Annotated in this window: 16 protein-coding genes; 8 read left to right on the forward strand and 8 right to left on the reverse strand. The window is 67.4% G+C overall.

Annotated features, from left to right (window positions below; all coding sequences use genetic code 11):
* Positions 1-3: 3 nt before the first annotated feature.
* Positions 4-1,224 (reverse strand): glycosyltransferase, encoded by a 1,221-nt coding sequence (locus tag M673_RS23795; protein ID WP_082639890.1) that lies wholly within the window; start codon positions 1,222-1,224, stop codon positions 4-6.
* Between the two features lie 294 nt (positions 1,225-1,518).
* Between M673_RS23795 and M673_RS19180 the strand changes: the two genes are divergently transcribed.
* A complete protein-coding gene (locus tag M673_RS19180; protein ID WP_061978679.1) occupies positions 1,519-2,274 on the forward strand; it encodes a GntR family transcriptional regulator in 756 nt (251 codons plus the stop codon).
* A 393-nt stretch (positions 2,275-2,667) separates the two neighbouring features.
* On the opposite strand, the gene M673_RS19185 is transcribed toward M673_RS19180, so the two are convergent.
* Positions 2,668-3,081, reverse strand: a complete 414-nt coding sequence (locus tag M673_RS19185; RefSeq protein WP_061978334.1) for a nuclear transport factor 2 family protein — start codon at positions 3,079-3,081, stop codon at positions 2,668-2,670.
* A 164-nt stretch (positions 3,082-3,245) separates the two neighbouring features.
* On the opposite strand from M673_RS19185, the gene M673_RS19190 reads away from it, so the two are divergent.
* From M673_RS19190 to M673_RS19215, 6 genes are all read left to right on the forward strand, one after another.
* The gene (locus M673_RS19190) at positions 3,246-4,031 is read left to right on the forward strand and encodes an ABC transporter substrate-binding protein (protein WP_061978335.1); all 786 of its coding nucleotides are present in this window, start codon (positions 3,246-3,248) and stop codon (positions 4,029-4,031) included.
* A 98-nt stretch (positions 4,032-4,129) separates the two neighbouring features.
* Complete coding sequence (locus tag M673_RS19195) at positions 4,130-4,804, forward strand: amino acid ABC transporter permease (protein ID WP_061978336.1); 675 nt, start codon at positions 4,130-4,132, stop codon at positions 4,802-4,804.
* A gap of 1 nt (position 4,805) precedes the next feature.
* Complete coding sequence (locus M673_RS19200) at positions 4,806-5,555, forward strand: amino acid ABC transporter ATP-binding protein (RefSeq protein WP_061978337.1); 750 nt, start codon at positions 4,806-4,808, stop codon at positions 5,553-5,555.
* A gap of 107 nt (positions 5,556-5,662) precedes the next feature.
* Positions 5,663-6,880: a cysteine desulfurase-like protein gene (locus M673_RS19205; RefSeq protein WP_061978338.1), complete on the forward strand. Its 1,218-nt coding sequence runs from the start codon at positions 5,663-5,665 to the stop codon at positions 6,878-6,880.
* On the forward strand, positions 6,877-8,277 hold the full coding sequence (gene hydA, locus M673_RS19210) for a dihydropyrimidinase (RefSeq protein WP_061978339.1): 1,401 nt from the start codon (positions 6,877-6,879) through the stop codon (positions 8,275-8,277). The genes M673_RS19205 and hydA overlap by 4 nt, the downstream gene beginning before the upstream one ends.
* A gap of 604 nt (positions 8,278-8,881) precedes the next feature.
* Positions 8,882-10,915: a methyl-accepting chemotaxis protein gene (locus M673_RS19215; protein ID WP_061978340.1), complete on the forward strand. Its 2,034-nt coding sequence runs from the start codon at positions 8,882-8,884 to the stop codon at positions 10,913-10,915.
* A gap of 164 nt (positions 10,916-11,079) precedes the next feature.
* Here M673_RS19215 and M673_RS19220 read toward each other — a convergent pair whose 3' ends face one another.
* On the reverse strand, positions 11,080-12,591 hold the full coding sequence (locus tag M673_RS19220) for an esterase-like activity of phytase family protein (protein ID WP_061978341.1): 1,512 nt from the start codon (positions 12,589-12,591) through the stop codon (positions 11,080-11,082).
* A 555-nt stretch (positions 12,592-13,146) separates the two neighbouring features.
* Between M673_RS19220 and M673_RS23800 the strand changes: the two genes are divergently transcribed.
* Complete coding sequence (locus tag M673_RS23800; RefSeq protein WP_082639895.1) at positions 13,147-13,287, forward strand: DUF1127 domain-containing protein; 141 nt, start codon at positions 13,147-13,149, stop codon at positions 13,285-13,287.
* A 173-nt stretch (positions 13,288-13,460) separates the two neighbouring features.
* Here the strand turns inward: M673_RS23800 and M673_RS19225 are convergent, their stop codons facing one another.
* The 5 genes from M673_RS19225 to M673_RS19245 all read right to left on the reverse strand — a co-directional run bounded on the left by M673_RS19225 (position 13,461) and on the right by M673_RS19245 (position 22,626).
* On the reverse strand, positions 13,461-16,142 hold the full coding sequence (locus M673_RS19225; protein ID WP_244493218.1) for an ATP-binding protein: 2,682 nt from the start codon (positions 16,140-16,142) through the stop codon (positions 13,461-13,463).
* Between the two features lie 183 nt (positions 16,143-16,325).
* Complete coding sequence (locus M673_RS19230) at positions 16,326-17,642, reverse strand: cation:proton antiporter (RefSeq protein ID WP_061978342.1); 1,317 nt, start codon at positions 17,640-17,642, stop codon at positions 16,326-16,328.
* Between the two features lie 353 nt (positions 17,643-17,995).
* A complete protein-coding gene (locus tag M673_RS19235) occupies positions 17,996-20,080 on the reverse strand; it encodes a HAMP domain-containing methyl-accepting chemotaxis protein (protein ID WP_061978343.1) in 2,085 nt (694 codons plus the stop codon).
* 253 nt (positions 20,081-20,333) lie between these two features.
* Positions 20,334-20,843, reverse strand: coding sequence for a MarR family winged helix-turn-helix transcriptional regulator (locus M673_RS19240; RefSeq protein ID WP_061978344.1), 510 nt, complete (start codon positions 20,841-20,843; stop codon positions 20,334-20,336).
* 445 nt (positions 20,844-21,288) lie between these two features.
* Positions 21,289-22,626 (reverse strand): aspartate aminotransferase family protein, encoded by a 1,338-nt coding sequence (locus tag M673_RS19245; protein ID WP_061978345.1) that lies wholly within the window; start codon positions 22,624-22,626, stop codon positions 21,289-21,291.
* Positions 22,627-22,859: the final 233 nt, after the last annotated feature.

The following is a 22,859-nucleotide window of genomic DNA, read 5'->3' on the forward strand; positions in this document are numbered from 1 at the left end:
AGTTCAATCCGGGGCCGGTGCGAACCGGGACAACGGGACGTCGGACGCCGCCATCCGGCAGGCGCCGGACGCTTTGCGCTGCACCAACGCGCCGAAGCGCTCCACGGTTCGCGGCCAGATCCAGTTTTCGAGAACCGCCTCGCGCGGCCGAAAGCGGCCGAGATCGTCCAGCATGGCGACGAGGGCCTCGCCGAAACGCTCGGCCGGCGCCGCGCGCCCCGTTTCGGGACGGATGAAGTGCAGGCCGCAGGCGAGCTTCTCGTTGGCGAGAACCGGCAGGCCAGCGAGCATGTATTCGGTGAGGATCGCCGGCGCGCCGTCGTCCACGCCGCAGACGACGCCGATCCGTGCCTGGTTCATCAAGGCGTTGACCTCGGCAAAGGGCACGCCGGGCGGCCCGACGAAATCGACCTGAAGGCCGCGCTCGTGCGCCTCGCGCCGCAGCGCCTCGCCCATCTCGCCATAGCCGAAAACGCAGAGCGCGCGGAGCGGGCGCGGGGCCGAGGCGAGCGCGTCGAACAGGATGTCGTGCCGCTTGTAGCCTTGCGCCGCCGCGACATAGACGACGTCGTAGGGCTTGTCCGTGCCGAGCGGGCGGAAGGTCTCGGGATCGGCGAATTCCGGGCCGATGGGCATCACGGCCGTCGCCATGCCGGGATGGCGCGCCTCGACCTCGGCGGACTGCCACTCGGCGCCCGTCAGAACCAGATCGAAATGCCGGCTGACATCCGGCGGCACGCGAAGCGACGGCGCGTCGATGGAATTGTAGACCTTGAAGCTCGTCTCGCAGGCGTCCAGCACCCGCTCGTCGACGCCGAGGCCCAGCACGACCAGGATCGCCGGTGCGCCGAAGCGCTCGATATGACGCAGCATATGCGTCGAGGAAAAGGGCGCCCCTTCCCGGTCGAGCCGAAAGACGCGGCGGGTCAGCCAGGGGCTTTCGTGGCGCGTCGGCGGCAGATCTTGCGAGCGCGCGAAATGCCAGATCTCGACCTGGGCGGCGAGGCCGGCGGCGACGCAGGAGAGCGGCAGGCGTTCGAGATAACCGCCGATCACGGGCGGCGGAGTCTCGGTTTCCGGCGCGGGCTGGGGCGGTTCGAGCCCGTCGAGGGCCAGGCGGTCCAGTTCCTGTGCGCCGAGATCATGGGGCGGCCAGCCCTCGACCAAGTCGCCGATCACCACGATCGAGCGCCCGTTGGCCCCCGCAACCGCATCGATCCTCATGCTGGACTCAATCCTCGATGGCGGGCGCGTGATCCGCGCGTGATAGGGGGAAGGGTAGGGCGCAAAGGGGTCGCCCGACAGAGACCGAAAGTGTCGCAGCCTAACGACCCAGCCTGAAACGCGGCGGCGCGGCGTCTCTCGGGCCTGCCAAACCGCTCGTCACGAATGCATTGCGACAGGAAAGTGCATACAATATGGGTTGGGTTTCGTGGATCGGAGAGCGTGTCTTCTGCCTTCTTTGCCCGCATAAGACGTGCTACCCCCAGCGAAACGGGCGTGGAAGGACGGCAGGGCGTGACGAAGGACTCGACACCCGACGGTCAGGCGGATGCGACGGACCGCGCGTCGGTGATCTGCCGCGCCATCCGGCGGGCCATTCTGGAGCGGGCGCTGGCGCCGGGCGACAAGCTGCCGGAGGACCAGTTGGGCGAGCGCTTCGGCGTCAGCCGGACGCTGGCGCGCCACGCGCTCGGCCAGCTCGCCTCGGAAGGGCTGGTGGAGCTCAGGCGCAACCGGATCGCCGTGGTGGCGACGCCCTCATTCGAGGAGGCGCGCGACGAGTTCGACATCCGCATCGAGCTGGAGCGCCTCGTGGTGCGGCGCCTCGCCGGCCACCTGTCGCCGCGCCAGCTGGCCGAGCTGGCCGAGCATGTGGCGGCGGAGGAGGCGGCGCGCGGCGGGCCGGAAACCACCTCGCTCCGCCTTGCCACCGAGTTCCACGTGCGGCTGGCCGAGATGACGGGGCGCCCGACCCTGTCGCGCTATGTCCGCGAGACCGCCTATCGCTCCTGCCTGTCGCTCGCGACCTTCGGCCGCCCGCATTCCTCGGAATGCGCGATCTCGGAGCATCGCGAGGTGCTGACGGCGCTGGAAGCGGGCGACGAGACCAGCGCCGCCGAACTCATGGCCCATCATCTCGACCAGGTCGCGCAGCGCGCCCTGTTGAAGGCGCCGGAGGCGCGGGGCGATCTGATGGAGATCCTGGCCCCCTATGCCGAAACCGATGTGCCCGCCCCGCGCCGCCGCCGCAAGCAGGCGGCCGAGGGCTGAGAGACTGTTTGACAACCCGGTCGGGTCAGTCCGTCGGCGCTTTTGCGCCCTCGCTTCGTTGCCGCATCCTCGCCGATGCGTCCTTGCATCACTCGAGTCTGGCACCTCGCGAACGTCGCAAAATCCCACGGCGACCCTCCTCCGCCGAGTTGCCAACCAGTTTGAAGGCGGGACCCCGTTTCCGCGCCCGCTGACGTGCGGGCGTCGCATCGTTCCTCCCGACACGCAGACCCCGCACTGCCACCGGCCGTGGCAGGGGGAGGGGATCGGCGGCGGCCGCCTTCCAGCAAGACGACCTCCGTTCCCGCGCTTAAGCCGACGCCCGAACGCCGTCCCCTCTGACGGCGATCCCCACCCTTCGAGCGCCCTGTCCCTTGGACGCCGCGTCGTCCGTCAGCGCCGCAGAGCCGGGTCCAGAATCCATTCCGCCGAGTCGTTCCAGACATCCATCTTGGTGATGCGTCCGTTCACGACCTCGAAGCGATCGACATAGCGATTGTTGTCGAAGGGCGTGCCGTCCGGCCATTCGCCATAGAGATAGCCGCAGGAATAGACCGTGGTGACGCCGTCGCCCGGCGCCACGTCGAAGCGCTCCATGCGCTTCTTCACCCATTTGTAGCGCGCCGCATTGACCGAGGTCGGGCCGCTGGGATGGCTGAACGCGCGGCCGCCGGTGAAGGTGATGGTGCAGCCCGGCGCCATGAAGCCGGCGGCCCTGTCGGGGTCGGGCACCATGGAGGCTTCGAGATAGGCGCGGACGATCGCGACATCCGCTTCGTTTCGTTCTGTATGCAATTTATCAGCCATCCTGTTTTTTCCTCTTCACAAAGCTCCGTACACTCCATACCATTGACCGGTGGAGTGCATTGCACAAGCCTGACCAATTTTTGTTCACGTGCCGATCGAACCCGTCGCGCCGCCAACAGGCCCGCTGGTTCGCCGCTTCGTCCCTCTCGTTTTCTGGAGCCGACATGACCCGCATCAAACTGGCCGCGCTGGCCGCCGCCCTCCTGACGATCGCCAGCCCCGCCGCGGCCAAGTCGCTGACGGTCGGCGCCAATATCGGCAACGTGCCTTGGGAGTTTCAGGACGAAAAATCGGAAACCGTGGGTTTCGAGGTCGAGCTGGTCAAGGAAATGGCCAAGCGCATGGGTTATGACGAGACGAGCTTCGAGAACATTCCCTTCAACGGCCTGTTCTCGGCCGTCCAGTCCGGCCGCATCGACGCCGCGATCTCGTCCATCACCATCACCAAGAAGCGGCTGGAATCGGTCTCCTTCGCCCAGCCCTATTACGACAGCGACCAGTCGCTCTCGGTTCTCAAATCCTCCGGCATCGAAGGCCTGAAGGGGCTAAACGGCAAGGTCGTCGGCGTCGACACCGGCTCGACCGGCGACATCTACGCCACCGCTCACGAGAAGGAACTCGGCCTCTCCGAGATCCGCCGCTTCGAGGGCCTGTCGCCCGCCATGCTGGATCTCGCCGCCGGTCGCATCGACGGCTACATTTCCGACATTCCGGCCGTCGCCTACTACATCAAGGACAAGCCGCAATATGCCGTGGTGGAGCGCATCCCGACGGGCGAGCAATATTCGGTCATGTTCGCCAAGGATTCGCCCCTCGTCGCCGAGGCCACAAAGGCGATCACCGCGATGAAGACGGACGGGTTCCTGTCCGGGCTGCACGAGAAGTGGTTCGGCACCAAGCCGGACGCCGCGACCTCGACGGTCAAGGTCGCCGAGACGCCCAAGCTCTGAAGACTGGACGGCGGCGCTCTAGCGACCGCCTCCTGCCTTCGAGGCGGCGAAGCTGACCCTTCGCCGCCAGCCCTTTGTCTCCTCGCCCAAGGCCCGGCATGGACATCGTCACCACCTTCTTCAACATGGACGTGCTATGGCGCTCCATGCCGCAGCTCCTGCAGGGGCTCTGGCGCACGATCCTTCTCGGCGGCCTGTCCATCGTGCTCGGGCTTCTCGGCGGGCTGGGCCTGGCCCTGATGCGGCTCTACGCGCCGCGCCCGCTGCGCTGGCTGAGCATCTGTTATATCGACGTGTTCCGCGCGCTGCCCGTCCTCGTCTGGCTGGTCATCGTCTATTACGCCTTTCCCTTCATCGGCATTCGGCTCTCGCCCTTCGCCTCGGCCTGTCTGGCGCTGACCACAGTGTCCTCCGCCTACACCGCCGAGATCTACCGCGCCGGCATCGAGGCCATTCCGCGCGGCCAGTTCGAGGCCGCGCAGTCGATCGGGCTCAACGCCGTGGACGTGATGCGCGACGTCGTGCTGCCGCAGGCCGTGCGCATCGTCATTCCGCCGCTGACCAACAACTCGATCAACGTCATGAAAGACACCGCGCTCGCCTCCGTCGTCGCCCTGCCGGACCTTCTGAAACAGGCGACGCAGGCGCAGGCGCTCGCCGCCAATCCGACGCCGCTGATCGGCGCGGCCATGCTCTATCTCATCCTGCTTCTGCCGCTGGTGCGCCTCGTCGCCCGGTTCGAGAAGCGCTATTCGGCGCGGGAGGCCCGCTGATATGGCCGTTACAGCCAACGAGCCGATCATCCGCATGCGCGGCGTCGCCAAGCGCTACGGCACGTTCCAGGCGCTGAAGGGCGTCGATCTGGAAGTGGCGGCCGGCGAGGTCGTGGTGCTGCTCGGGCCGTCCGGCTCGGGCAAGTCCACGCTCATCCGCTGCATCAACCATCTGGAGGAATACGACGCGGGCGACGTCTTCGTCGGCGGCGTCCGGGTGGAGCGCGGGCGCAACCTCCTGAAGGTTCGCCAGCAGACCGGCATGGTGTTCCAGGCCTTCAACCTGTTTCCCAATCTCTCCGTGCTCGACAATGTCGCGCTCGGGCCGGTCCGGGTGAAGAAGCTTTCCTGGGAAGCCAGCCGCGCCAAGGCGCGCACGCTGCTCGACCGGGTCGGCATCGCAGCGCAGGCGGAGAAGTTTCCGACGCAGCTTTCGGGCGGCCAGCAGCAGCGCGTCGGCATCGCCCGCGCGCTCGCCATGGAGCCGCGCATTCTCCTGTTCGACGAGCCGACCTCGGCGCTCGACCCCGAAATGGTGGGCGAGGTGCTCGACGTCATCAAGGGTCTGGCCCATTCCGGCGTGACGCTGGTTCTCGTGACCCACGAGATGGGCTTCGCCCGGCAGGTGGCCGACCGCATCGTCTTCATGGAGGAGGGCGAGATCCGGGAGGTCTCGACGCCCGACGTGTTCTTCACCTCGACCCGCAACGAGCGGGCGCGGGCCTTTCTCGACGCCGTTCTCAACCACTGACGTTCGAAACCACTGACGTTCCAAGCCACTGACGTTCCAGACCTGAACCACCCGGCGAAAGCCGACCCGGCGGCGCGGGATGGACGCGCCCGACAAGGCAAGATTTCATGACCCTCGATCTCGACTTCGTCCGCGCCCAGTTTCCCGCCCTCCAGGGCGAATGGGCCTATATGGACAATGCCGGCGGCAGCCAGGTTCTGCGCCGCGTCGCCGACCGCGTCTTCGACTATCTCCTGACCACCAATGTCCAGACCGGCGCGAGCTACGAGCCGAGCCGCGTCTCGACCGAGCGCGTGTCCCAGTCGCGCACCGCCTTCGCGCGGTTCATGAACTGCGATCCCGGCGAAATCGTCATGGGCGCCTCGACCACGGCCCTGATCCGCTATCTCTCCGAATCCATGGTGGGCCGGTTGCAGCCGGGCGACGAGATCATCCTCACCAACACCGACCACGAGGCCAATATCGGCCCCTGGCTGAAGCACGAGGCGCGCGGCGTGGTGATCCGCTGGTGGCGCTGCGACCCCGAGACGTTCGAGCTCAACCTTGAAGACCTGAAAGGCCTGATGACCGAGCGCACCAAGCTCGTCTGCGTCACACACGCCTCCAACATTCTGGGCACGATCAACCCGATCCGCCAGATCGCCGACATCGTTCACGGGGGCGGCGCCGAGCTTTGCGTCGACGCCGTCGCCTACGCCCCGCACCGGGCGATCGACGTGAAGGCGCTGGACGCCGACTATTACATCTTCAGCGTCTATAAGGTGTTCGGGCCGCATCATGCCGTGATGTTCGGCAAGCGGGAGAAGCTGCTCGAACTCGACAATATCTACCACTATTTCTTCGACAAGGGCCGCGTGCCGCACAAGCTGGAGCCCGGCAACATCAACTACGAATGCGCCTTCGGCTCGATCGGCGCGGTGGACTATGTCGAGGAACTCGGTGCCCGCGACGGAGCCGCGCCCGGCCGCGCGAGCGTCGAGGCGGGCTTTGCCGCGATCGCCGAGCAGGAACGGGCGCTGACCGCGCAGCTCATGGACTTTCTCGCCAGTCGCAATTCGGTGCGCGTCATCGGGCGCACCTCCAGCGCGATCGCGGACCGCGTCTCCACCGTCTCCTTCACCGTGGGCGAGGAAAGCTCGAAGCGGATCGTGGAGGCCGTGGACAAGGCGCAGGTCGGCATCCGCTACGGCGACTTCTACGCCAAGCGCATCGTGGAGGAGCATGGGCTCACGCGCACCGACGGCGTGGTGCGCGTGTCCATGGTTCATTACAACACGGCCGCCGAGCTGAACCGGCTGATCGCCGCGCTGGAGCCCGCGCTGTGACGGCGCCGTTCGACCTCGTCATCCGGGGCGGCACGGTCGCCACCGCGTCGGACGTCTTCGCCGCCGATATCGGGGTGCGCGACGGGCGCATCGTGCAGATCGGCGAGGCGCTGGGCGAGGGGGCGGAGACGATCGACGCCACCGGCCGCTTCGTCCTGCCCGGCGGCATCGACAGCCATGTCCACCTGTCCCAGCCGTCGGGGGAGGGCATCACCATGGCCGACGATTTCGAAAGCGGCACGCGCTCCGCACTGTTCGGCGGCAACACGACCATCCTGCCCTTCTGCCTGCAGGAGAAAGGCCAGTCGATCCGCGAGGCGCTGAAGTGCTACCACGCGCTGGCCGAGGGCCAGTGCTACACCGACCATTCCTTCCATATGATCGTTTCCGACCCCACGGCCGCCGTGCTCGGCCAGGAACTGCCCGCCCTGGTGGCGGACGGTTACACCTCGTTCAAAGTCTTCATGACCTATGAGGGTCTGCGGCTGAACGACCGGGAGATCTTGGAGACGATGGACGTCGCCCGGCGCACCGGCGCGCTGGTCATGGTTCATTGCGAGAACGAGGACGCGATCCGCTATCTCATCGGCCGGCACGAGGCGGAGGGGGATGTGGCACCTCGCGCCCATGCCACGACGCGCCCCGTCGCGGTGGAGCGCGAGGCGACGCACCGCGCCCTGTCGCTGGCCGAAGTGGTGGACGTGCCGGTGGTCATCGTCCACGTGTCCAACGGGCCGGCGATCGAGGAGATCGCCCGCGCGCGGGCGCGGGGCCGCAAGGTCATCGGCGAGACCTGCCCGCAATATCTCATGCTCACCGCCGACGATCTGGAGGGCATGGACTGGGAGGGCGCCAAGTTCGTTTGCTCGCCGCCGCCGCGCGACAAGGCTTCGCAGGACGCCTGCTGGACCGGGCTGGAAAGCGGCACGTTCGACCTCTTCTCCTCCGACCATTGCCCCTTTCGCTACGACGACTCCGCCGGCAAGCTGAACCCCAAGGGCAGGACGAGCTTCCGCCATATCCCGAACGGAATTCCCGGTGTCGAGACACGGCTGCCCATCCTCTTCTCGGAAGGGGTGATGAAGGGGCGGATCGATCTTCCCCGCTTCGTCGCGCTGACGAGCACCAACCATGCCAAGGTCTATGGCCTGGAGCGCAAGGGCCGCATCGCGGTCGGCATGGATGCCGACATCGCGATCTGGGACCCGGCCGCCCGCCGCACGATCCGCCATGCGGACCTGCACGACGGGGCGGACTACAGCCCTTATGAGGGCGTGCCGATCCAGGGTTGGCCGACGGATGTGATCCTTGGTGGCAAGGTCATGATCCGCGACGGTGCGCTGGAAGGCCGGAAGGGCGACGGGCGCTACCGGCCGCGCGCGCTGCCGCGTCTTTGACGCGCTCTGTCAGACGAAGAGGAGGGGGCGCTGCGGCGCCCCTTTTTGCGTGACCGGGATGTCGAGCCGAGGAACCTTGTCATAACCTCAAGTTACTTCGACGAGAGGCAGTCCCGATTCTTGGATCTCGAGAGTAGGACGCAAGTCGCGCATAGACGAGCAGCCATCCGACCGGGAATCCGTTCAGGTGCCCGGTCACGAATCGACTCTGCCGTTAAGTCAATTTTCGCGAGTCTGTCGCATCTTCTACGATAAGGACGACAAAGCGTCGCAGCTGCTGCTTTGTCGGACAAGCAAGGGTCGGAGATCGAGAGCCGCGTTCGCGGCCATCGGCTCGGACGACGGCTTGGTCAGGTTCGGTGCTCGAGGTTCGGCGCGATTCGAAGCGTGGCGGAACCCCCCGCGTCCGGGCGGGCGCAGCCATTCCACGCATACGGATCGGTCGATCGCCTTCGCCCCCGCAGCAGCGGGGCGTGGCGGGCGTGCGCCCCCGCACGCCGCGCGGCCGCTCGGCTCGCGCGCCCTGTCCGGTCCCCAGTCCCCTCTGCCGCAGACCCGAACCCCCTTGTCCTCCCTCGTTTCCCTTGGAACGGAAGGTGCCTTGATGCTCAGCATGTCGAATCTTCGAATGAAGGCCAAGATCGTCCTTCTGTTCACGATCATAGCCGCCACGATGATCGCGGCGGTCGCCGTGATCTTCAGCGGCAAGACCACCTTGTCCAACACGATGCGATGGAACGACCACACGCATGATGTGATGGCCGACGTGGACCAGCTGACGGCTGCGATGGTCGACCGGGAAACCGGCATGCGCGGCTTCCTCATCACCGGCGCGCCCGCCAATCTGGATCCCTACCGCGCGGGCTCGGCCCGGTTCGCCGACGCTCTGCGCGAAGCGCGCGAGATGACGGCCGACAACCCGGCGCAGCAGACCCGCCTGGCGCGGGTCGGCGAGCTCGCCGATCAATGGACGAGCGAGGTGGCCGAGCCGGCGATCGCGCTGATGGCCGATCCCGCGACGCGCGAGCGCGCCTGGAACTTCGAGATCACCAATGCCGGCAAGAAGACGATGGACGAGCTGCGCGCGGTGACGGGCGAGATCATCTCCACTGAGAAGGGACTCTTGGAAATCCGTCAGAAGGACGCCGCTTCGGCCGAGCGGATGATCGAATGGGCGATCGGCGGTGGCCTCTTCGGCATGATCGCGATGCTCGTGATCTCCGGCATCATGCTGGTGCGCGCCACTTCCGCGCCCTTGCAGCGCGCCGTCGGTCTGGCGCAGGCCATCAGCGCGGGCGATCTCACGCAGTCCGTCGAGATCAGGGGGCGCGACGAGATCGCCGACCTTCAGCGCGCCATGAACGCGATGAGCGGGAAGCTTCGCGAGATCATCTCCGACGTCATCGGCTCGGCCCAGCAGGTCGCCGCCGGTTCGCACCAGTCGGCGAGCACGGCCGAGCAGCTGAGCCAGGGCGCCAGCGAGCAGGCCGCCTCCACCGAGCAGCTGGGGCAGGGAACGGTCGAGCAGGCCGCCTCGGCCCAGCTTCTGAGCCGCGGCATTTCCGAACAGGCCGCCTCCACCGAGCGGCTCAGCCAGGGCGCCACGGAACAGGCCGCCGCCACCGAGCAGGCCTCGGCCGCGATGGAGGAAATGTCGGCCAACATTCGCCAGACCGCCGAGAACGCCACGACCACGGAAAAGATCGCCGCGCAGGCCTCGGTGAACGCCGAGAAGAGCGGCAAGGCGGTCGCCAATTCCGTGGAGGCGATGCGCACCATCGCCGGCAAGATCCGCATCGTCCAGGAAATCGCCCGCCAGACCGATCTTCTGGCCCTCAACGCAGCCATCGAGGCCGCCCGCGCCGGCCAGCACGGCAAGGGTTTCGCGGTGGTGGCCTCGGAAGTGCGCAAGCTCGCCGAGCGCTCGCAGCAGGCGGCGGCCGAGATCAGCGACCTGTCGACCTCGACGCTCTCGATCTCCGAGGAAGCGGGGCGGATGCTCGAGCAGCTCGTGCCCGACATCCAGCGCACCTCGGAACTGGTGGGCGAGATTTCGGCGGCCTGCCGCGAGCAGAACACCGGCGCCGAGCAGATCAACCAGGCGATCCAGCAGCTCGACAAGGTGACGCAGCAGACCAGCGAGGCCGTGCAGCAACTGGACGAGGTGGCGCAGCAGAACGCCAAGGCCGTGCAGCAGCTCGACGAGATCGCCCAGCAGAACGCCGCCGCCGTTCACCAGCTCGACCAGATCACCCAGCAGAACGCCTCGGCCTCCAACGAGATGTCCGCGACCGCCGAGCAGCTCTCGGCCGAGGCCTCGCGCCTGACCGATCGCGTCGCCTTCTTCCGTCTCGGCGCGGAAACCGAAGCGACGCACCGGCCGGCAGCGCCCGCGCGCTCCGACGTGCGCGCGCTTCAGGCGGAGGTGGATCGCTTCGCCACGAGCCGCCCGCCCGTCGTGAAGCCGCTCGCCGCCAAGCCCCTGGCCGTGAAGTTGCCCGTCGCCAAGCCGGCGGCCGCCGCGTCGGCCGCCCCAGCGCCCCGCGCGCTCCCCGCCAAGCGCATCGCCCGGGGCGGCATCGCCCTCGACCTCGGACCGGAGGAAGGCGAGACGGCCTTCGAGAAGATGAGCTCGTAACGCCGAGGGAAGACCCGGCCTAAGACACGAAACCCCGCCTTACGGCCGCGTGCCGCAAGGCGGGGTTTTTTGTTGCCACGCCGACGCCAACGGCTTCGGCGCAAGGGGAAAGGCGAGGTCTTAAGGTTCGCCCGTCTTCGCCCGCTCGAAGCGGGGCGCCCGCCTTACCAGCCGAGCTTCACGGTCTCGGGCAGGGTCAGGCGGTAGGCCAGGACCATGCTGTCATTGTCGAGTCCGGCATCGTAGCTCTTGCCCTGCATCACGCCCTTGGTGGTGAGGAAGTCGTTGTCGTTGCCGACGAAGAGGAAGACGTCGTTGGGGGCGTTCGGGTCGCGCGCCGGGGCCAGGGCCAGCGCCTCCCACTTTTCCGACAGGGTCTTGGCGTCGGCCTTTTCGTTGTCGATGTTGAGCCCGACGCGTGCCAGCTGCACGGGGTTCAGCATGTTGACGAGAACGGCGGATTTCACCGGCGTGATGGCGGGGTCGAGCACGTTGCGCTCGCCAACCTTGGGGGCGATCGGTTTGGTGGTCGTCTCAAAGTCGGTGCCCGCCAGATTGGTGGCGCCGGCGGTGTCCACCACCAGGATCTGCTTGACCATTTCGGGGTTCTTGCAGCCGCAGCCCCAGCCGTTGCCGTCGCGCGTCAGAAGCAGGAACTGGTGGTCGCTGAGCGCGGCCATCTCGCTCAGCGCGGCGGTCGCGTCGATCTCGCCATTGCCCTTCTTGGAATAGACCGGCAACTCCAGGGCGTAGACGGCCTTGGGCGCCTTGGGCAGCGCGTCGGCCGAGATGTCGTAGACATAGACGCGGGTCGTGGCGCGGTTGGCCTGGTTCTTGGAGGCCGAGGAATCCTGCACCGCGCCACTCTGCAGCACGGCGAACAGCGTCTTGCCGTCCGGCGAGATCGACAGGGCTTCCAGCCCCTGGTTGTTGCGACGGCCCGTGTCCGGGGCCTTCAGAGAATTGTCGTCGATCCGTCCGTCGGTCATCGGCACGATGGCGGGGCTGGGGTCGATGATGCCTTCCAGGCGGCCGTCGGCGGCGAAGAGATAGATGTCGGCGGCATATTCGTCGCTGACATAGATGCGCCCGTCGGCCCGGCGCGCCACGCCTTCGGCGTCGAGCGACAGGCGGCCGGCGCCGAGCGCTCCCTCGGCCGGCGAGGGCAGGACATGGCCGTTCTCGGTCATCGTGTGGCTGGCGGGGTCCGCGCCCGTGGTCGGCTTGCCGTCGAAGCCGGTGAGCGGCGTGCCGGTGCCCGTGGGCGTCACGCTCAGCGTGCCGGCCTTGCCGTCGAGCTTCAGCGACAGGTCGAAATCCACCAGCCGGCCCTGGTAGTCGGAGAAGAAGCCCTTGTCCGGCTCGTTGTAGCCGCGATCGGGCAGGGTGCGCAGGCGCGCGGTGTAGCCCTCCGCCGTCTTCTGCCAGCTGCCCGGCTCGATCAGCATGGCCGAGAAGGAGCCGAGCGTGTCGCCGAGGAAGTCGAGATTGGCGGCGGGCACGCGCGCCGCCGCGACGAGCCCGTGATTGACGAAGGTTTCGCCGTTCAGCACGGCCGTTTCCTCGCCCGGCGCCTCCGACACGGAAGCCTTGGGATAGGCGACCGGCTCGGCCCGCGCCGCACCGGCAAAGGCGGCGGCGGCGAGGAACAGCGCGGTGAGACGGCGAATGCGCATGGGAAACCTCCGAAAGCGGCAAGGGGCAGGCCTGCGCGCGTGATAGGACGCGATCCGTGACGATTGCATGACGCCGCGTCCCGCTTTTCGGTTTCTTAAACTGTCCTCGGAAACGGGCTGTTTTGCTTTGGCGGCTCCGTTCGACGGCGTAGCGTATTCGCTTGTTTTGGAAATGCTCCCGCCGTTCATCTCTCAGGGAGGGTGCCTCGCCAGGGGCGGCGGGACGAGGAACGCGGGGAAATGCGTCCGCTGACCGGCAGGCCAGAAAGGCCGACCACAGACTCGCCAATGTTCGGCCCGCCACAAGGCGGGTGAAGCGCCAAGCTGCTGAACGGACGGCTTAAACGGTAGAAAAACGGTCCCTTATCACCTGAGCCATGCGCGGAAGTGGGTTAACAAAGAGTTTATCCAATAGAGCCATTCGCTGACTGCATGTCTCCCTTGCCGCTTTTGCGCTGCACAACGGAAGGGGAAGCCGGTACATACGGGACATCGAACACGCAGGACCCCGCCGGCCACCACCGATGAGAGGCCGGACCGGAAAGATCAGAGACCATGACCCTCGCTCGCCTCTTCGAAGACAAGACCCAGTTTCGCCCCAATGCGCGCGAGCTGAACCGCATGACGGCCCGTGAGCTGTCCGACATCGGGATGTCCCGCTTCGACATGCCGACCGCCCGCCGCACGGCGCGCTAACAGTTTTTCCCTTTCGCTCCGACCGGTCCTCCCCCGGTCGCGGCGTTCGAGCCGACCGGTTCCTCCCACCGCCGGCTCACCCTTGACGCCCTTGCCGGTCCTCCCCCGGCAAGGGCGTTTTTCGTTTGGGAACGGCCCGTCCGCTGCGCGCGGGCCTGTCGGCCTCGCCGCCGTCAGCTGTTGATGAGATCCTTGATCCGCCGGGCGAGAACGGTGAGATCGAAAGGCTTGGTCACGACCTGCATGCCGCTTTCGAGATGGCCGTGGCTGAGAACGGCGGTCTCGGCATAGCCCGTCACGAACAGGACCTTCAGCCCCGGGCGCAGGGCGCGCGCGGCGTCCGCCACCTGCCGCCCGTTCATGCCCTTGGGCAGGCCGACATCGGTGACGAGAAGATCGACGCCGATACCCGAGCGCAGGATCTCCAGCCCTTCCGGCCCGTCGGCGGCCTCGATCGCGCTGTAGCCGAGGTCTTCCAGCACATCCACCACGAGCATGCGCACCAGCGGCTCGTCGTCGATCACCAGCACGGTTTCACCCGCGCCCGTTCGCGGGCTCGCCGGTTCCGGTTCGGGCACCCGCGCATCCGCCTCGGCCACGGCGTGGCGGGGCAGGAAGATCGTCACCGACGTGCCTTCGCCGACCTGCGAATGAAGGCGCACCTCGCCGCCCGACTGCTTGGCGAAGCCGTAGATCATGGACAGGCCGAGCCCCGTGCCAAGGCCTATCGGCTTGGTGGTGAAGAAGGGCTCGAAGACGCGCTCCATGATCTCGGGCGCCATGCCGACGCCGTTGTCCGACACGGTGAGCGAGGCGTAGTCGCCCGGCGGCATGTCGCGCACCAAGGCCGCGCGCTCGGCAATCGTGCGGTTGGCGGTCTCCAGCACGAGGCGTCCGCCATGGGGCATGGCGTCCCGCGCGTTGATGCAGAGGTTGAGAAGCGCGTTCTCCAACTGGTTCGGGTCCACCAGAACCGGCCAGAGCCCCGCCGTACCATGCACCTCCACCGCGATGGCGGGGCCGACCGTCCGGCGCACCATCTCCTCCATGCCGGCGACGATGCGGTCGACATCCGAGGGCTTGGGCTCCAGCGTCTGGCGCCGCGAGAAGGCGAGCAGGCGATGGGTCAGCGCCGCCGCGCGCTTGGCCGCCCCTTGCGCGGCGGTCATGTAGCGGTCGATCTCGCCGAACCGCCCCTGTGCGATGCGCGTCTGCATCATGTCGAGCGAGCCGCAAATGCCGGCGAGCAGATTGTTGAAATCGTGGGCCAAGCCGCCGGTGAGCTGCCCCACGGCTTCCATCTTCTGGCTCTGGCGCAGTGCCTCCTCGGAGAGCATGAGCTCGGCGGTCTTGTCGGCGACGCGCTGCTCCAGCGTTTCGGTGAGATTGCGGAGCATTTCGGTGACGCGCTCGCGCTCGGCCTCGATGGCGCGGCGCTCCTCGATGTCGATCAGGACGCCGGGAAAGTTCAGCGGCGTGCCGTCCGGCCCATGCTCGACCCGGCCGTTCGCCTCCAGCCAGTAGTAGTTCCCGTCGGCGCGGCGCGTTCGGTACTGGTGCGCATAGGCGCCGCCGCGCGCCACGGCCTCACCGATCGCGGCGGCAAGCGCTTCCTGATCGTCGGGGTGGACGGTGCTCACGACCTGCGCGAGGCTCAAGCCTTCCCGGCCGAGCGCGGGGTCGAGGCCGAAGGCTTTGGCGAAGGCTTCGTCCACAGTGAAGCGGTCGCTCGGCAGGTCCCAGAGCCAAGTGCCGATGATGGCGCCCGCCGACAGCGCCAGTTGCACGCGCTGCACGTTCTCGCGCGACAGCGCCTCGCTATCACGTAGCGCCTGCGCGGCGCTCGCGCGCTCCACGGCGATGCGAAGGCGCATGGCGAACTCGCGGATGAGGTCGAGATCCTCCTCCGGCCAAGCCCGAGCGTGGACGTCGTTGACATAGAGAAGGGCGACCAGCCGCCCCTGCTCGACCAGCGGCACGTTCACGAAGGCCTGCACGCTCAGCGCCTTCAGCTGGTCCGCCGCATCGGCGGTGCGCGGATCGAGGCGCGCGTCGGGAATGACGTTGGTCTCGCCGCGCTTCAGGTCCTCCACATAGCTGCCGTAGCTGCGCAGGTGGATGTCGGGCGCCAGCCCCTCGATGCCCGGCGCGTTCCATTCCCGCCGCACGCGCAGGACCTCGCTTTCGGGATCGATCGTGTCGTAGCCGACCCGGCTGACGCCGAGCGCGCGGCCGAGGATCGCATTGGCCCCGGCGGCCAGCTCGTCCGCGTTCTCGACATCGCGAAACACGTTGCCGAGCGCGATCAGCGCGTCGCGCCGGATGCCGATCCGCGCCTGGTCGGTGACTTCGGTGGCGAGCAGGAGCACGCCGGCAAAACCGCCATCCTCCCCCTGCACGGGCGAGAAACTGTAGGTCCAGGCGGTCAGCTCGTCGCGATCGTGGCGACGCATCGTCATGGCGAGGTTCTCGATGGCGAAGCCCGCGCCGGTGCGCAGCACCTCGGCGACCTGCGGCCCCAGAACCGGCGCGATGTCGGTCAGCACCTCCGGCATGGGGCGGCCGAAGGCCAGCGGATGCCGGTCGCCGAGCGCCGCGCCATAGGCGTCGTTGTAGAGGAGCCACTGCTCCGGCCCCCAGTAGAGCGCGGCGATGCCCTTGGCGTTCAGGACCAGCGAAAGCGAGGAGCGCAGCGACTGCGGCCAGCTCTCGTAGGCGCCGAGCGCGCTGGCGGACCAGTCGGTCTCGCGAACCCGCCGGCCCATCTCGCCGCCGCCGATCATCGGCATCATGCCGTACCGCACGGCTTCGATGGCGGGCGCGGCGTCCAACGTGGCATCGGCAGTCTTGGTCATCGGCCGATACCTGACGAGTTGGAGCCCTGTCGCGCCGCTCGGGAGACCGGGGCGGGCGCTTCGCGCCATGCCCTTGCGAACGTGCTCCCGATCTGCATAGCGCGCAAGGCTTTCGCAAGCCAATGATTTGAGCGAGTCCCGTTCGCCGTGGTGTGGAGTGCCGTTGGGGGCCGTGCCGTGCCGCTAGCGCTCCGTCGCCGGCCCCTGCAGCCCGGGCGGCGGGGTGGCTTGGCCGGTGTCGGGGTCCCGGCCGTGCGTGCGGTCGAGCCGGCGCATGATGGGCGTGACCGTCAGCCCGTGCATGAGGATCGAGACGAGGATCACCAGACCGACGATGGCCCAAAGCCGTTCGCCGTCCTGCACCCCCTCGATATGGTTGAGCCCATAGGCGAGATAGTAGATCGAGCCGACGCCGCGAATGCCGAAAAAAGCGAGCGTCAGCCGCTCGCGCCCGTCGGCGGGGTGGCCGAGAAGGCCGAGGAGGCCGGTGAGCGGACGGATCACGAGGAGGATGGCGAGAACCGCCGCGACATCGACCCAGCGCAGCGGCGCCAGAAGGCCGCTGACCAGCGCGCCGCCGAACAGGATGAGCAGGACCATCATGGCGATGCGCTCGATCTGCTCGGTCAGCGCGTGCATGTCCCGCTGGAAGTCGTGGTCGCGATGGGCGTGGCGGAAGGTGAGGGCGGTGACGAACACGGCGAGAAAGCCGTAGCAATGGATCAGTTCGGTGACGCCATAGGAAACGAAGGTCGCCGACAGGGCAATCAGCCCGTCGCCGGTCTTGGCGAGCTTGGTCTTGGCGGGAACGTGGAAGGTGAGCCAGCCGAAGAGCTTCCCGATCGCGTAGCCGCCGGCGACGCCCGCCCCGATTTCCCAGACGACGTTCAAACTCAGCCAATGCGCGAACCAGGGCTCGCCCGTCGTGCTCGCCGCCGCCAGCGCGATGGCAAGATGCACGAAGGGAAAGGCGAAACCGTCGTTCAGGCCGGCTTCCGAGGTGAGGCCGAAGCGGACCTCGTCCTCCTCGCCGGATTTGGGCGGGCCGACCTGCACGTCGGCGGCCAGAACCGGGTCGGTCGGCGCGAGCGCGGCGCCCAGAAGGAGCGCCAGGGTCCAGGAGAGGCCGATCCACCAGCCGGCGAGCATCGTGATCGCGGCGATGCCAAGCGGCATGGTGATGCCGATCAGCCGCCAGGCGACCGACCAGCGCCGAAAGCCGAAGACGCGATCGATCTTCAGGCCCGCGCCCATCAGGGCGATGATGACGACGAATTCCGAGAAGCGCTCCACCAGCTCGGGGTGGTGGAGCGGCAGCGGGCGCAGCGTCACCTGCGGCAGGGAGAAGATCAGCGCCCCGAGCCCGATGCAGACGATCGGCAGAGAGAGCGGCAGGCGCCGCAGCGCCAGCGGCAGCCACGCCACGAGCGCGATCAGGACGCCGGCCCCGGTGAGGACGAGAATGTAGGGATCGGGCGACCAGCTGAAAGGAAGGCTCATTCCCCCTCAACGGCGCGGAGTCGCGAAGGCTCCGGCAGTCGATGGCGCGGCGGCGCGGTCCGACGCTCGACGCCGCTTGCGCTCGGTCGAGGGAGAGGGCGCGCCTTTGGCTATTCGCGGTTTTTCCAGAGATTGTCTTCCGATCCGGCCGCTCCGCCGCGCTTGTCACGTCACCCGATGGCGGGGCATGGGGCGCGCGGAGCGTTGCCCATCCTCGCCGCTGCGCCCTCGCATCCCGCAAGTTCGCCGCTTCGCGGCCGTCGAAACATTCCTCGGCGGCTCTCCGCCGCCGCGCTTGTCGAAAAGCCTCTCCGATCTTTCGATCGATCCGGTCCGCCTGAAACGCGAGCGCGTCAGGCGCTCAGGCGCTCGAAGCCCTTGTCGCTGTCGAGATCCATGTCGAAGCCGCCGTCGGATCGCGGCGCGGGGGCGGGCGCCTGCTTGGCGGCCACCGGCGCGCGCTTGCCATGGGCGGCGCCGAAGGCCTGGACATTGGCGCGAAGCGCCTCGACCTTGGCCTGGCGCGCCACCGCGGCGGGCTTGGAGCCAATCCCATTCTCCAGCTTGAAGAAGCTCGTGGTGGCTTCCAGGCGCTGCACTTCGCTCGACAGCTGGCCGGCGGTCGCGGCCATCTCGTTGGCCGCCCCGGCGTTGCTCTGCGTCACCTGGTCGAGCTGCTGGATCGCCTGGTTGATCTGCTCGATGCCGACCGACTGCTCGCGGCAGGCCGCCGAGATTTCGGACACCAGCTCGGCGGTCTTCTGGATGTCGGGCACCAGCGCGTCGAGCATCCGGCCGGCCTCCTCGGAGGTGACCAGCGTCTGCGCCGACAATTGCCCGATCTCCTGCGCCGCCGATTGCGAGCGCTCGGCGAGCTTGCGAACTTCCGACGCGACGACGGCGAAGCCCTTGCCGTGCTGGCCGGCGCGCGCAGCCTCGATGGCGGCGTTCAGCGCCAGAAGGTCGGTCTGGCGCGCGATCTCCTGCACCACCGAAATCTTCTCGGCGATGATGCGCATCGCTTCCACCGAAGCGCCGACCGCTACACCGGTCTTCTCGGCGCTCTCGGAGGCCTGACGGGCGATCTTCTCGGTGGTGCCGGCATTGTCGGCGTTCTGGCGCACATTGGCGGTCATCTCTTCGACGGCGGCAGAGGCCTCCTCGGAGGCGGCGGCCTGCTGGCTGGAGCCGGCGGAGAGCTGCTCGGCGGTCGCGGCCGACTGCGAGGAGCCGGACGCCACCTGATGGGCGGACTCGCGGATCGAGATGACCGTCTCGTTCAGCTTCACCCGCATCTGGCAGATCGTCGTGAGAAGATCGCCGATCTCGTCGTTCTGCCTCACCCGAATACGCTCGGAAATGTCACCGCCGCCGATCTTGCGCGCGTGGTGCATGGCCAGATTCAGACCGCGCGAGATCGACAGGGCCAGCCAGAGCGCGGCGCCGGTGCCGAGCAGCAAGCCGAGGCCGATCAGCACCAGCATCGTCAGGCGGGTCGTGCCGTACTGGTCCTGCGTGTCGCTCGCCAGCCCCTCGGCGACCTTGGTCTCGGCGGCGATCAGCTCGTCCATCTGCTTGATCGTCGCGAGGAGAAAGGGCCGTCCCTCGCCGGAATAAAGCGTGTTGGCGCTTTCCACGGACTTGGTCATGCCCAGCGCGCCGATCTTCTCGACCAAGGGCTTCAGGTCCGCCCAGTTGCCCATCTGCTCCTTTGCGTCGGCCGCCAAGGGCGTGTCCTCGGCGGCGGCGAGATAGGCGTTCATGCCTTCGTCGAACGCCTTGAAGCTGGTCTGGAAGACATCGAACGCCGCGGCCCCGCGCGCCTTGTCCGGTTCCCCCGTCGCGACCTTCAGCCGGTACATCATCTGAGGCAGACCGAGCCGGGCCGCGGAGGCGGCGTCGCGCAGCCGGTCGTTAGAGCCCTCCGTCCTGATGCGCTCGCGCGCCAGGCGGAAATCCTCGGTCAGCTCGTCTACCAGCGGAACGGCCTTCTGCGCGAACAGCTCGTTGGCGCGCGTCGTGGTGTTCTCTTGGATCAGGTCCATGGTTTTGTTCACCATGCCCTGCCAGGTCTGGATCGCCGCCAGAACGGCATCGGCCGTCGCGGGAGTGCCGACCGCGTCCGGCGTCAGGGCGTCGCGATAGCCCTTCATGATCGAGAGCTCGTCGGCCAAGCCCTTCTCGATCGAGGCGCGGACCTCCGCCATTTCGGAATCGTCCTTGGAGGCCAGCATCCGGTTGACGCTGCGGCCGATGTTCTGCATCCCGCGCGCCGCGTCCTCGACCCGCTTGGTCTGGGCATAGGGGCGCGAGACGAAGGTCTGCATGTTCTCGTTGGAGAGCTGCAGCCCGTGCAGCCCGTAATAGCCCGTGCCTCCCATCAAGGCGAGAACGCCGGCGAACGCGGTGGCAAGCTTGAGCTTGATGGTGAGGCGCATGGGCGTCGTCCGCGATAGAGAAAGCTATCACGGGATGATGATATGGGTCGGTTGCCTTTGAGCTAAGGTGAACGTGTGGCCCCTCAACAATCGCGTGCGATCGGATGCGGCATTTCGCCGCCAACCCATTGACCGCTCGCAAGAACGCGACGGGTCCACCAGCGATGCCACTCTTCAAGCCCATCAGACCGGTCGCGAAACCGGGCGCCGCGCTCTCAGACAGGTAGGCTCGGGTTCGCGCCGGGGCGCGACCTCAGTCGCGCTTGGCGGATACTTTGGCCACGATGGGCGCAGCGGTCGGGGTCACGTCAGGGCACTTCGCCAAATTGGCGCGGATCATGGTCAAGCCGGCGGTGATGCGAACGAGGTCTTCGCGATCGATCCCCTTGGCCATGGCCTGGTAGATTTCGGTCAGGGTCGGTTCGAGATCGGCCACCACCTTGGCCGCGTTGTCTGTCGGCTCGACGAGCTTGAGACGTCGGTCGCCCGGGTCCTTCTTGCGCTCGATGAGCCCGAAGGATTCCAACCGATCGAGATAGACCGACAGCGTCATGGGCTCGATTCCCATGCGCTCGGCCAGGACGACCTGCCGGGTGCTTTGATGCCGCATGACATAATCCAGGGTCCTGATCTCACCCGGCGTCAAGCTTACGCTGCCTCCCTTGAGATGCCGCTCGGTCACTTGGCGAAGAGCCAGGGCGGTCTCAATCAGGAGGAACCAGAGAAGTATTTCCGGTGATTGGCTGGAAAGCGAATGCATCATGACCAATATCTCGATAAACCAGGCAATTTTACCCTGGAGTTATAATAAGGTGCGAGAAAAACCTCATCGCGCGAAAGATTTTACTAAGCGATCCAGCCATATTGTCGCAGGCCGACCTTATGTTCGACTCATTGTAATCTTCAAGTTGTAATTTGATAACTTACCACTTGGCAATACAGGCTGGCGCCAGCCCCTCATTGCCGTGGACGCCACCGGTCGCGAACGGCTCGCTCTCGTCTCATAGGCGGCAATTCAGCGGTGCTGCGCGGTTCCGGGGCGGCGATGTCGACGCGGCGCACTCAGCGGCGGGCCGGCGCGCGGCGGAAGCGGGCTTCGGTTTTGGGTCTCGGGCGGGCGGGCGCAGGGGCCGGCGGGCGAGGACCGGTATCGGCATTTCGTCGGGAGTGCCCGGCCCCGGACGCGCTGTCCGGGGCCGGGCGGCTTTTCAGCTAAGCGTTGCGACGACTTCGCGGGCGGCGGCGAGCGTCGTGTCCACGTCGAGATCGGAATGCGCGAAGGAGACGAACAGGTTCTCGTAGGCGCCGGGGTGGAACAGGATGCCGCGCTCGATCATGCCAAGCCACCAGCGGCGGAACATGTCCTGGTCGGCATGGCGCTCGGCGTCGCGGTAGTTGTGGATCGGGGCGTCGGAGAACCAGACCTGAAGCACGGGGCCGAGGCCGACCACATGCGCCGGCAGGCCGCTCGCCTTGAAGATCTCCTCCAGCCCATGGCGCAGCCGGTCCGACACGGCGTAGAGGCGCTCGTAGGCGCCGGGCTCGTTCAGCTCGTCCAGCGTGGCGTTGGCTGCGGCCACCGCGATGCCGTTGGCGGTGTAGGTGCCGGCGAGCGAGACCGTGCCGTCCGACACGAGATCCATGATCTCGCGCCGACCGCCCACCGCCGCGACGGGGAAGCCACCGCCCAGGCCCTTGGCGAAGACGGAGAGGTCGGGCGTGATGCCGAAGACGCCCTGCGCGCCTGCAAGGCCGAGGCGGAAGCCGGTGATGACCTCGTCGAAGATCAGGACGATCCCGGCCTCGGCCGTCATCTCGCGCATCGCCTCGAGATAGCCGGGCAGGGGCAGGATGCAGCCGGTGTTGCACATCATCGGCTCGGTGAGCACGGCGGCGATCTCGTGGCCCTGCTCGGCGATGACGCTGCGCAGCGCCTCCGCGTCGTTCCAGGGCAGGATGATGAGGTTCTCTTCCACGCCCTTGGGTAGGCCCGGACCCTGCGGCACGGGAACGGGGCGCGCGTCCGGCCCCGCCGTCTCGATCTTGGGATGCTTGCTCCAGTAAACGCCGTCGGAGAAGCCGTGATACATGCCCTCGAAGCGCACGATCTTGCGCCGTCCGGTATAGGCGCGGGCGAGGCGCGTGGCGTAGAGAACGCCCTCCGTGCCGGTATTGGACAGGCGCACGCTCTCCACGCTCGGCACGGCGGCGATGATCTTGCGGGCGAGATCGGCCTCGGCCGCCGCCGGCAGCGCGAAGACGGTGCCCACATTCTCGATCTGCTCCACCACGGCGCGCGTGACGCGCGGCGGACGGTGGCCGAGGATCATCGGCCCAAGCCCCAGGAGATAGTCGACATAGTCGTTGCCGTCGGCGTCGATCACATGCGAGCCGCTGCCGCTGGTGACGAAGAGCGGATAGGGCTCCCAGCCCGACCAGGTGGCGCGGGCGGTCGAGTTGACGCCGCCGGGAATGACCTCCTGCGCGCTGGCGAAGAGGCTGGCGCTGGTGTCGGTGCGGCGCTGGAGCTTGAGGGCGATGTTCAAGGCTGTTCTCCGTAGGGGGCCGGGCGGCTTTGCCCGTTCGTCCTGCCGCCGCCGGATCGTCGGCGGCCGGGCGGGTCTGATCCACCCTCTGCATTTGCCGTGCCAAGTCCGGCATGGCTCTGGGCCCCAAGGGATTGCGCTAAGCGGTAGGCCTGACATCTCGGTATAGGCGACCACGCAACGCGGGGGCGGCTCCAAAAAATGGAGGGAATCGAAAAAGATCAACCTTACCA

This window comes from Aureimonas sp. AU20, assembly GCF_001442755.1.
Taxonomy (GTDB): Bacteria; Pseudomonadota; Alphaproteobacteria; order Rhizobiales; family Rhizobiaceae; genus Aureimonas.

What these genes read in the sequence shown, in the direction of transcription:
- M673_RS19195 (WP_061978336.1), top strand. Translation starts at nt 4,130, where the DNA reads ATGGACATCGTCACCACCTTCTTCAACATGGACGTGCTATGGCGCTCC.
- M673_RS19230 (WP_061978342.1), bottom strand. Translation starts at nt 17,642, where the DNA reads ATGAGCCTTCCTTTCAGCTGGTCGCCCGATCCCTACATTCTCGTCCTC.
- M673_RS19225 (WP_244493218.1), bottom strand. Translation starts at nt 16,142, where the DNA reads ATGACCAAGACTGCCGATGCCACGTTGGACGCCGCGCCCGCCATCGAA.
- M673_RS19190 (WP_061978335.1), top strand. Translation starts at nt 3,246, where the DNA reads ATGACCCGCATCAAACTGGCCGCGCTGGCCGCCGCCCTCCTGACGATC.
- M673_RS19205 (WP_061978338.1), top strand. Translation starts at nt 5,663, where the DNA reads ATGACCCTCGATCTCGACTTCGTCCGCGCCCAGTTTCCCGCCCTCCAG.
- M673_RS23795 (WP_082639890.1), bottom strand. Translation starts at nt 1,224, where the DNA reads ATGAGGATCGATGCGGTTGCGGGGGCCAACGGGCGCTCGATCGTGGTG.
- M673_RS19240 (WP_061978344.1), bottom strand. Translation starts at nt 20,843, where the DNA reads ATGATGCATTCGCTTTCCAGCCAATCACCGGAAATACTTCTCTGGTTC.
- M673_RS19235 (WP_061978343.1), bottom strand. Translation starts at nt 20,080, where the DNA reads ATGCGCCTCACCATCAAGCTCAAGCTTGCCACCGCGTTCGCCGGCGTT.
- M673_RS23800 (WP_082639895.1), top strand. Translation starts at nt 13,147, where the DNA reads ATGACCCTCGCTCGCCTCTTCGAAGACAAGACCCAGTTTCGCCCCAAT.
- M673_RS19215 (WP_061978340.1), top strand. Translation starts at nt 8,882, where the DNA reads ATGCTCAGCATGTCGAATCTTCGAATGAAGGCCAAGATCGTCCTTCTG.
- M673_RS19185 (WP_061978334.1), bottom strand. Translation starts at nt 3,081, where the DNA reads ATGGCTGATAAATTGCATACAGAACGAAACGAAGCGGATGTCGCGATC.
- M673_RS19220 (WP_061978341.1), bottom strand. Translation starts at nt 12,591, where the DNA reads ATGCGCATTCGCCGTCTCACCGCGCTGTTCCTCGCCGCCGCCGCCTTT.
- M673_RS19200 (WP_061978337.1), top strand. Translation starts at nt 4,806, where the DNA reads ATGGCCGTTACAGCCAACGAGCCGATCATCCGCATGCGCGGCGTCGCC.